The organism is Saccharothrix sp. CCNWYY140 (assembly GCF_037401995.1).
GTDB lineage: Bacteria > Actinomycetota > Actinomycetes > Mycobacteriales > Pseudonocardiaceae > Actinosynnema.
In genome coordinates this window covers 169,010-179,485 of sequence record NZ_JBBEGC010000007.1, presented here as the reverse complement: position 1 = coordinate 179,485, position 10,476 = coordinate 169,010, and the positions used below count along the sequence as shown (strand labels likewise).

Here is a 10,476-nt window from a genome sequence, read left to right as displayed (position 1 = left end):
ACGGGGAAAGAAACCGAGGCCCTTCCCGTGGTCGCTGCCGCTTGGCGGAACGCAAGAGCGTGCCGCCTTCGGCGGAAAAGCGGAAAGCACGCGGCGGCGAGTGGTGGGTCAGGCTCACCTGCGGCCGGCGGTACCGGGTCCCGACCGCATGCCAAGATCGACGACGCGTCACCCGATCCCTCACCGCCCACGACCAGTGACCGAGTTACGCATTACCCGTCTAGCGGTCCATCAGGGCGAACACACCCCAGCCGAGGTACTCGCGCTGGTACCGGACGTGCCGCGCGGGGCCGTTGCGCAGCTCGGCGCGCATCTGGTCCGCCAGCTCGTCGTCGGGGTTGGCGTCGAGCCACCGCCGGGTGTTCAACCACTGCGCGGCGGCGTAGCGGTCCCAGCCGTCCTGGTCGGCCAGCACCATCTCCACGACGTCGCAGCCCAGGTCGCCGAACTGCTCGACCAGCTCCGGCAGCGGCAGGTACTCGTCGACCGAAGCGGCGTGGCACGCCCGCGCGGTGTCCTCGTCCTCGGGCACCCGCCGCCAGTACGGGTGGCCCAGCAGCAGCACCCCGCCGGGCCGCAGGCTGCGGCGCAGCAGCTCGATCGTGCCCGGCACGCCGTCGCCGATCCACGCCGCCCCGATGCACGCGGCCATGTCGACCGGCTGCGCGGAGACGTACCCGGCGGCGTCGCCGTGCACGAACGACACGCGCTGCTCGACTCCCAGCTCCGCGGCGCGTTCCCGCGCACCGGCCAGGAACACGGTGCTGATGTCCACGCCGACCCCGGTCACCCGGTGGTCGCGCGCCCACGTGCACAGCATCTCGCCGCTGCCGCACGCCAGGTCCAGCACGGAGGACTCGGCGGGCAGCCGCAGCGCCGCGCCGAGCGTGGCGAGCTTGGCGTCGTCGAACGGGTTGTGGATGCGGTGGTGGCTCTCGCGGATGGTGAAACTGCGGTGCAGGTCCAACAGCGGGTCCTCCCCGGAGCGGCAAGATCGGGACCCGCCGCACGCTAGCCACACCGCCCGAGCCGCTCCACTCAATTGCGGCTGACGTGCTCCGGCAGCCGGGCGCCCACCGACAGCGCGCGCACCTCGTCCCGCAGCGCCTGCACCTCCTTGAGCACCTGCTGGTCCGGCGCCTCCGCGTCGGACTCCATCGCGCTGCACACCACGGCGATGAACAGGTTGAGCATGGTGAACGTGCCGACCAGCAGGTAGCAGACGAAGAAGATCCACGCGAACGGCTGCTGCACCATCAGGTCGCGCATCATGTCCGACCACCCGTCGCCGGTGGTGATCTGGAACAGCGTCAGGATCGTCGCGCCCAGGTCGGTGAACCGCTCGTCCCCGGTCTGCGCGAACAGGTTGTGCGCGATCACCGCGCCCACGTAGAGCAGCAGCAGGAGCAACCCGGTCAACGACAGCAGGCCGGGCACCGACCGCACCAGCGCGCTGACCACCCGGCGCATGCTCGGCACCATCGACACCAGCCGCAGCGCCCGCAGGATCCGCAGCGACCGGACCACCGACAGCGGCCCGGCGGCGGGCAGCAACGACACCCCGACCACGACGAAGTCGAACACGTTCCAGGGATCGCGGAAGAACCGGATCCGGTGCGCGTAGAGCCGGGCCGCCAACTCGACCACGAAGATCGCCAACGCGATGTGGTCCACCGCGCTCAGCAACCCGCCGAACGCGGCCACCACCGCGGGGGAGGTCTCACACCCCAGGGCCACCGCGTTGACCACGATCACCGCGATGATCAACCGCTGACAGCGCTTGCCGTCCACGACCTCGGCGACCCGTTCGCGCAACGCCATGTGTCACCACTCCTCGCCCGGGGGAACAACGAGTCCCATCGGTCCCCGCGCGCGACGCCTTGAGCCGGTTCACCTGCCCGAGTGATCAACACAGGGCTTTCCCGCCATCCCCGTCCGGCGATGGCGGGAAAGCCCGCGAACGCGTGTCAGAAGGTCACGTTCAACGACCCCAGGCGGCGCGAAGCGACCTGGGTCGGCACCCAGTCGACCTTGTCGTAGTCCGGTCGCAGGTCCGGCGCCTGCTCGCGCAGCACGGTGAAGCAGACGTCCGCCTCCATCCGCGCCAGGGCCGCGCCCAGGCAGTAGAACGCGCCCAGGCCGAAGGCCGTGTGCCGGTTGGGGGAGCGGGTGATGTCGAACTTGTCCGGGTCCGCGAAGACCTCCGGGTCGCGGTTGCCCGCCAGCATCGCCAGGAACACCACCTTGCCCGCCGGGATCTCCTGACCCGCGATCTCGACCGGTTCGGCGGTGACCCGCAGGATCATGGCCGCCGGGCCGTCGTAGCGCAGCATCTCCTCGACCGCGCCCGTCATCAGCTCGGGCTTCTCCTTGAGCAGCGCGAACTGGTCGGGGTTCTCGAACAGCAGCACCAGGCCGTTGGCGATGAGGTTCGCGGTCGTCTCGTGGCCGGCGAACAGCAGCAGCACGCAGTTGGCGACGATCTCGTCCTCGTTGACCACGCCCTCGGCCTCTGCGGCGACGAACATGCTGATCAGGTCGTCGCGCGGGTCCTCGCGGCGGGCCGCGACCAGGCCGCGCACGTAGTCCTGCATCTCCAGGATGCTGCGCTGGCACTGACGCAGGTGGTCCATGTCGGCGGGGGCGAAGATCGCCAGGATGTCCCTGGACCACGCCTGGAGCTGCTCGCGCTCGTCGGTGGGCATCCCGAGCATCTCGGCGATCACGTTGGCGGGCAACGGGTAGGCCAGGTCGCGCACGACGTCCATGCGGCCCTGGTCCTTCACCGCGGCCAGCAGCTCCTCGGCGAGCTCGCGGACCCGCGGGCGCAGCTTGTTGACCGTCGACGGGGTGAAGTAGCGCTTGAGCAGCTGCTGGAAGCGCACGTGGTCGGTCTCGTTCGTGTGCCCCATCCACAGCCGCACGGACTGGAGGAGCGGGCCGAGCTCGTCGCGTTCTTCCTGGCTCAGCCGGTCCAGGCCCTGTCCCATGTTGGCGGGGACCAGCCTGCGGTCCTTGAGGGCGGCGACGATGTCGGCGTGGCGGGTCAGCAGGTAGCCGTTGAGGGGCTCGACCCACAGCACGGGGCTGTGCGCGCGGAGCTGGTGCAGCACCGGGTGCGGGTCGGCCAGGAGTTCGGGGGTGAACAGGTCGAACGCGGGCGGCGCGATGGCTGGATCGCTCATGTCCGCAGTCTGTCCGAGCGGGGAGGGGCGGGGCGCGGGCCAGATGAGGGATTCACCGCGCATCCGGAGTAACCCGAGTCCGATTCACGTCTCTTCGGGTGGTTCGACGCCGTCCCGGTCCGCCCACTCCAGCAGCGGCTCCAGCGAGAACACCGCGTCGTCGATGCCCGCGTGCAGGTCACCCAGCTCGGCGAACCGGGCGGGCACGGTCGCGATGGTGCAGTCGCGCGGGTCCACGTCGTCGATCTCGTCCCACCGCAGCGGGGTCGAGACGGTGGCCTCCGGGTTGCCGCGCACCGAGTACGCGGCGGCGATCGTGTGGTCGCGGGCGTTCTGGTTGTAGTCGACGAACAGGTCACGCGGGTCGCGATCACGCCGCCACCACGTCGTGGTCACGTCGTCGGGCGCCCGCCGCTCGACCTCCCGCGCGAACGCCAACGCCGCCCGCCGCACCTCGGTGAACCCCCACTCGGGCTTGATCCGCACGTAGATGTGCAGGCCACGCCCACCGGAGGTCTTCGGCCACCCCACCGCGCCGAGCTCGTCCAACACCTCGTGCGCCACGTGGGCGACCCGCTGGACGCGCGAGAACGGGCAGTCCGGCATGGGGTCGAGGTCGATGCGCCACTCGTCGGGCTTCTCGGTGTCGGCGCGCCGGGAGTTCCACGGGTGGAACTCCACGGTGGACATCTGCACCGCCCACACCACGTCCGCCACGTCGGTCACGCACAACTCGTCGGCGTGCCGGTTGTAGCGGGGGAAGTGCACGCGGACCGTCTGCACCCAGGGCGGCGCCCCCGCCGGCAACCGCTTCTGGTGCACCTTCTCGCCGCTCACACCCGACGGGAACCGGTGCAACATGCACGGCCGCTCCCGCAGCGCCCGGACGATCCCGTCGCCCACGGACAGGTAGTAGCGCGCCAGGTCGAGCTTGGTCTCCCCGCGGGCGGGGAAGTAGACGCGGTCGGGGTTGGAGATCCGCACACTGCGATCCCCGACCTCCAGCTCGACGGCAGGCGACTGGCCCATACGCCGAACCTAACCCGAAACCGCCGCCGCCACAGCGAAACCGCCCGCGGGGGCGGCGGCGGGAGGCAGCGGGGGAGTCGGCCGGAGGGGGTCGGCCGGAGGGGGTCGGCCGGAGGGGGTCGGCCGGAGGGGGTCGGCCGGAGGGGGTCGGCCGGGAGGGGGTCGGCCGGGAGGGGGTCGGCCGGGAGGGGGTCGGCCGGGAGGGGGCGGCCGGGAGGGTCGGCCCGGGAGGAGTCGGCCCGGGAGGAGTCGGCCCGGGAGGAGTCGGCCGGAGGGAGTCGTCGGGAGAGACCGGCGGCGGGGGGAGTCAGCGGGGGAGACCGGCGGCGTGGGGAGGCACGCCGCCGGTCCCACGCGGTCAGCGCGCCGGGACGCGGAGGGCGACGAGGAACGCCCCCAACGACACCACCGCGCCGACCACCGGTACGGCGGCCACGGAGGCGGCCGAGGCCACCGTGCCGCCGAGCACTCCAGCCCCCGCGATGCCCAGGTAGATCGCCGACGCGTTGAGCGCCAACACCACCCCGGCCACCTCCGGACGCGCCTCCACCAGCAGCGCGGCCAACGGCGGGTTGAACGCCCAGAACAACCCGCCCCACACGACCATCACCACCGCCGCGCCGGCGGGGGACGCCAGAGCCGACGGCAGCACCGCGAGCACCACCGCGGTCCCACCCAACGCGACCAGCAGCGGCCCGCGCGGCCCGAACCGATCCGTCGCCACCCCGCCCACCACGTTCCCCACGACCCCGCCGACCCCGTACGCGGCCAACAGCCACGGCGTGGGCGCGGCAGTCAACAACGGACCAAGGAACCCATAAGCGGCGAACGTCCCCAGACACGCCAACAACGACACCGCACACAACCGCTGCACCCGCACATCCGCGACCACCCGCACCCGCACACCGATCGCCGACCTGCCGGCCACCCGCACACCCGCCCCGGACCCGCCGGCCACTACGCCGGCACCGAACCCGCCAGCCACCCCCACTCCGGACCCGCCAGCCCCCACGCCGGATCCGCCGGCCACTCCCACGCCGGCTCCGGACCCGCCGGCCACCTTCGCGCGGTCGGCACCCGCCGCGGACTCTGCACCCGCCCCAAGCTCCACACCCGCCGCACACCCCGCATCCACCGCGGGCTCGGCATCCCGTGCGGTCGCCGGCACCGCGAGTCGCACCACCACGGCGGCGACCACGCACAGCACGGCCGTGAGCACGAACGCCGCCCGGTACCCGCCCCACTCCGCGACCACCCGCCCCGCCGGCACCCCGACCAGGGTCGCGGCCGTCAGCCCCGCAGTGACCACCGCGATCGCCCGCCCCCGTGCCTCCAGCCCATTCACCTCCGCCGCCACCGCCGTGGCCGCCGGCGTCGTCAACGCCGCACCGCACGCCGTCACCACCCGCGCCAGCAGCAACACCCCGAAGTCGTCCGCGACCGCCGCGCCCACGTTGCCCACCGCCATCACCATCAGCGCGGCCACCAGCAGCGCCCGCCGCCCCACCCGAGCCGTCGCGACCGCGAGCAGCGGCGACCCGACCGCGTAGGCCAGGGCGAACACCGTGATCACCTGCCCGGCCACGCCGAGTGTCACCCCGAATGCGCCGGCGACCTCGCTCAGCACGGCGGCCACGACGTACCCGCTGGTGCCCGCCGCCACCGTGGCGGCGGCGAGTGCCCAGGTCCGACCCGTGACCGCCATCCGAGGCCCCTCTCCGCGCAAGACGACCACCACGGTCGTCCGCGAGGAGCCGCGAAACATCGGTCGGGTGACGGAGAAGGGTTGCCGGGTGTGGCCGCGATCACCTACCGTCGAGTAAAGGTGAATCGGATTCGCGTACTCGGGGAGCGGCGCATGAGGTCGACCGTCACGTCCGTGCTCGCCTGTCTCGCGGGTGTCCTGGTGCTCTCTGGGCTGCCCGTCGCGCAGGCCGCGCCCGAGCCGTACCTGGTCGGCCGCGGCATCTCCGACGTCACCGGCCCCGCCGCTGAGAACGGCATGATGGGCTACTCGAAGTTCGACCAGAAGACCACCGGCATCCACCAGCGCCAGCGCTCCCGCGCGTACGTCGTAGTTGACCGGTCGTCTACCAAGCGCGTCGCCTACGTCAACGCCGACCTGGCCATGATCTTCCGGGCCGTGCAGGAAGGCGTGCTGGCCAAGCTCCAGGCCCGCTACGGCACCCTCTACACCCGCGAGAACGTCCTGCTCTCCGCCACCCACACCCACGCGGGACCCGGCGGCTACTCGCACAACCTCGCCTACAACCTGTCGATCCTGGGCATGCAGCCGCAGACCCTGGCCGCGGTCACCGACGGCATCGTCGAATCCGTCGTCGAGGCGCACGAAGACCTCAAGCCCGGCTCCCTGTCCGTGGGCCGCGGCGAGCTGACCGACGCCAGCGTCAACCGCTCGCGCGTCGCCTTCGAGCGCAACCCCGACAAGGCCCACTTCCCGAACGCCATCGACCCGGCCATGACCGTGCTGCGACTGCGCCAGGGCACGACGGACGTCGGCGCGATCTCGTGGTTCGCCACCCACAACACGTCCATGACCAACGCCAACACGCTGATCAGCCCGGACAACAAGGGTTACGCGTCCTACCAGTGGGAGCACGACGACGCGGGCGTCCGCTACCTCGACGACCGGCCCGGCTTCGTCGCCGCCTTCCCCAACACCAACGCCGGCGACATGTCGCCCAACCTCAACCTGCGCCCCGGCTCCGGCCCGACCGAGGACGAGGTGGAGAACACCCGGATCATCGGCGAACGCCAGAACCGCAAGGCCCAGCAGGTCTTCGCCGGCCCGCAGACCCCGCTCGCCGGCGGCGTCGACTACCGGATGCGGTTCGTGGACATGGGCGCGGTCGGTGTGAACGGCCGCTACACCACCGACGGTCAGCCCGGCCGCACGTGCTCCGGCGTGGTCGGCGCGTCCACCATCGCGGGCAGCACCGAGGACGGCCCGGCCATCCCCGGCTTCACCGAGGGCATGCAGAGCCCGATCAAGACCCTGCTGGAACCGCTGGGCGTCGAGGTGCCGCAGTGGCTCAAGGACTGCCAGTACCCCAAGGCCTCCCTCGTGCCGACCGGCCTCGTGCAGGCCACGCCGGACGTCCTGCCCCTCCAGATCGTCAAGCTCGGCGGGCTGCACCTGGTCGCCGTGCCCGGCGAGGTGACCATCGTGGCCGGCCTGCGCATCCGCCGGTCCGTCGCGGCGGAGCTGGGCGTGCCGCTGGAGGACGTCCTGATCCAGGGCTACGCCAACGACTACAGCCAGTACGTCACCACGCCCGAGGAGTACGACCTCCAGCAGTACGAGGGCGGCTCCACCTTGTTCGGCCGCAACACCACCCCCGCCTACCAGCAGGAGTTCGGCAAGCTCGCGGCGTCGATGCGCGCTGGCACACCCCTCGCACCCGGCCCGACCCCCGGCAAGCCCCCGTTCACCGACCTCAACCTCCAGACCGGCGTGGTGTTCGACGACAAGGCCCTCTGGCACACCTTCGGCCAGGTCCTGACCGAACCCGCCCCCACCCACACCCGCGGCCAGACCGCCACCGCCGTCTTCGTCACCGGCCACCCGAAGAACAACCTGCGCCGCAACGGCACCTTCCTGGAGGTCCAACGCCTCGTCGACGGCACCTGGACCCGCGTGGCCGACGACGGAGACTGGTCCACCCGCTACCGCTGGCAGCGCCAGGGCATAGCGAACTCCGAAGCCACGATCACCTGGACCATCCCCGCCGACACCCCACCCGGCACCTACCGCCTGGTCCACCACGGCGACTGGAAGAGCGGCTGGACCGGCGCCATCACCCCGTTCACCGGCACCACCCGCCCTTTCACCGTCACCTGACCGACCCCGCCACCAACCCACCCGTCCGCCTCCCTCGACCCGCGCCACGGCCGGTTTTGTCGGTCCCCCGTGAGACAATCGAAGCGGGGGCCGGAGGCCACGCCCAAGCGCATCACCGCCGGAACGGACCGCCGCCGGAACGGATCGCCGACGCCGAGGGGGAACCCGGTGCACCCGCCGCTCACCGAAGTCGCCGACGCCCACGCGCACCTCCGCGCCGTCATCGCCGACCTCACCGACGACCAGGTCACCGCCCCCTCCCGCCTGCCCGGCTGGACCCGCGGCCACGTCCTGGCCCACCTCGCCGACGCCGCCCGCGCCCGCGCCGACGTCGTCGAACAAGCCCTGCGCGGCAACGAGATCCCGATGTGGGCGCCCGGCGAGCGCGACGCGATCATCGAGGCGACCGCCACCCGCACCGCCGCCGAGCACCGACACGCCCTGGACACCACGGCCACCCGCCTCGACCGCCTCTGGTCGAGCGTGGAGGACTGGTCCACCGGCCTCGCCCCCGCCGTCTTCACCCGGTGGCGCGAGGTGTGGATCCACCTGGTCGACCTCGACCTCGGCGTCCACCCCGCCCACTGGAGCACCGACTTCGCCGCCCACGCCGTCGACCTCCTGCACCGCCGCCTCCCCGAGGGTCACGCCGTGCACGCCACCGACGTCGACCGGACGTGGGGGAGCGGCCCGACGACCACCACCGGGGACGTGCGCGGCCTGGCTGCCTGGCTCGCCGGCCGTGCGGACGGCGAGCCAGGCAGCCCCGAGCTGGGACCTTGGCCGACCTACTAGACGTACTAGACCTACTGGAGCGCCTAGACCGAGATCTTCCCCGCGCCCGCACCCGCCGACACGATGGACTTCACGTCCGCCGCGTTGTCCACGGTGTACGAGTACGGGATCGCGGCGACCGACCCCGACGCCTGCGGCGCACCCGACCCCACGAAGAAGTTGTTGCGCTGCACCAAGGTGCCCGCGGGCGACCCGGCGTAGCCGACCAGCGTGGGCTCGTCGACGTTCTCGAAGTAGTTGCCCTCCACCAGGACGCCACCGTCGCAAGTGGACGCCACGCCGTACTCGTTGTCCCGGTAGTAGTTGTTGAACACGTGCACCGGGTTGCCGAACCGGACGCGCGGGTGCCGCGTGCCCGACCCGTCGAAGTAGTTGTGGTGGTAGGTCACCCGCAGGTGACCGCGGTCCTGTGAGCCGTTGTCGTCGCTGTGGCCCAGCAGCATCGTCTTGCCGTGGTTGAACGTCCGGTTCCACGACACGGTCACGAAGTCCGACGCCCGCTTGATGTCCACGGCCCCGTCGTACCCGTTGCTGAACGTGTTGTGGTCGATCCACACGTTCGTCGAGCCGGACTCGACGTTGATGGCGTCGTCGTTCCACCCGGTGAAGGTCAGGTTGCGCACGACGACGTTCTTCGACCCGCTCAGCGTCAGGCCGCACCCGCTGATCGTGGCCCCGGGCGCGCCGAGGATGGTCTTGTTCGACCCGACCCGGATCATGCCCGAGCACGAGAACGACCCGGTCACCCGGACCACCGCCGCGTTCGTGCCCGACACGGCCGTGGCCAGGCCCGACGCGGAGTTGACGGACACGGGCGTCGCCGACCCGCCCCCGGTGGTGCCGCCGTTCTGGGTGGCCCAGCCGACCAGACCCGTCGGCGCCGGCGGGTTGCCAGTGGTGGTGGTCGTGCTCGTCGTCGTGGTGGTCGTGGTGGACCCGGTGCAGGCCACGCCGTTGAGCGTGAACGTCGTCGGCGCCGGGTTGCTGCCCGTCCACGTCCCGTTGAACCCGAGGGCCGCCGTCGCGCCCGTGGCCAGCCCGGCGTTCCACGACGCGTTGGTCACCGTCACGGTGGTCCCGGACTGGCTGAAAGTGCCGTTCCAGCCCTGGTCGACCCGCTGTCCCGCGCCGAAATCCCACTTCAGGGTCCAGCCGTCGAGGCGGTCGCCGAGGTTGGTGACGACCACCTCCGCGCCGAACCCGCCCTGCCACTGGTTGGTGACCTTGTAGTCGACCCGGCACGCGGTGGCCGCGCCGGCACTGGCGCCCCCCACGAGCACCAGTGCCGCGGGAACCAGCGCCGCGGCGGTCGCGGCGACTATTCGCACGACCCGGCGGGAACGATTTACCTCAAGCGAACTCATGCACGCCTCCTTGCGAGCAAAGGGTGAGTTCATGCAGGTGAACGAGCTGGGAGCGCTCCCAGTCGGCACGCTAACGCAACTGTTTCGAAACCTGCAAGACCCATGCCGACATCGCCGCGAACGTTCACGTCACTGAACCGGCCGGCCCCGGCGGGTCACCGCCCGGAGTCATCCGCCTACTTTCGTAGGTGTGCCCGGACCGTTTGGCCGGGTTAACGTTGCGCCGGTCCGGTGGAATCGA

General features: G+C 71.7%; 8 protein-coding genes. 2 read left to right on the top strand and 6 right to left on the bottom strand.

Going from position 1 to position 10,476, the window contains the following annotated elements; genetic code table 11:
• Positions 1 to 220: 220 nt before the first annotated feature.
• From WBN91_RS06860 to WBN91_RS06840, 5 genes are all read right to left on the bottom strand, one after another.
• Positions 221 to 967, bottom strand: coding sequence for an SAM-dependent methyltransferase (locus WBN91_RS06860; protein ID WP_337722281.1), 747 nt, complete (start codon positions 965 to 967; stop codon positions 221 to 223).
• A 71-nt stretch (positions 968 to 1,038) separates the two neighbouring features.
• Positions 1,039 to 1,821, bottom strand: a complete 783-nt coding sequence (locus WBN91_RS06855) for an ion transporter (RefSeq protein WP_337722280.1) — start codon at positions 1,819 to 1,821, stop codon at positions 1,039 to 1,041.
• Between the two features lie 146 nt (positions 1,822 to 1,967).
• Entirely contained in the window at positions 1,968 to 3,185 is a 1,218-nt protein-coding gene (locus WBN91_RS06850; RefSeq protein WP_337722279.1) for a cytochrome P450, read from the bottom strand.
• A gap of 84 nt (positions 3,186 to 3,269) precedes the next feature.
• Positions 3,270 to 4,214, bottom strand: coding sequence for a non-homologous end-joining DNA ligase (gene ligD / locus WBN91_RS06845; protein ID WP_337722278.1), 945 nt, complete (start codon positions 4,212 to 4,214; stop codon positions 3,270 to 3,272).
• A 358-nt stretch (positions 4,215 to 4,572) separates the two neighbouring features.
• Positions 4,573 to 5,919, bottom strand: coding sequence for an MFS transporter (locus WBN91_RS06840; protein ID WP_337722277.1), 1,347 nt, complete (start codon positions 5,917 to 5,919; stop codon positions 4,573 to 4,575).
• Between the two features lie 153 nt (positions 5,920 to 6,072).
• On the opposite strand from WBN91_RS06840, the gene WBN91_RS06835 reads away from it, so the two are divergent.
• The gene (locus WBN91_RS06835) at positions 6,073 to 8,076 is read left to right on the top strand and encodes a neutral/alkaline ceramidase (RefSeq protein ID WP_337722276.1); all 2,004 of its coding nucleotides are present in this window, start codon (positions 6,073 to 6,075) and stop codon (positions 8,074 to 8,076) included.
• Between the two features lie 168 nt (positions 8,077 to 8,244).
• Positions 8,245 to 8,871: a maleylpyruvate isomerase family mycothiol-dependent enzyme gene (locus tag WBN91_RS06830; RefSeq protein WP_337729366.1), complete on the top strand. Its 627-nt coding sequence runs from the start codon at positions 8,245 to 8,247 to the stop codon at positions 8,869 to 8,871.
• A 23-nt stretch (positions 8,872 to 8,894) separates the two neighbouring features.
• On the opposite strand, the gene WBN91_RS06825 is transcribed toward WBN91_RS06830, so the two are convergent.
• On the bottom strand, positions 8,895 to 10,145 hold the full coding sequence (locus tag WBN91_RS06825) for a pectate lyase family protein (protein ID WP_337722274.1): 1,251 nt from the start codon (positions 10,143 to 10,145) through the stop codon (positions 8,895 to 8,897).
• Positions 10,146 to 10,476: the final 331 nt, after the last annotated feature.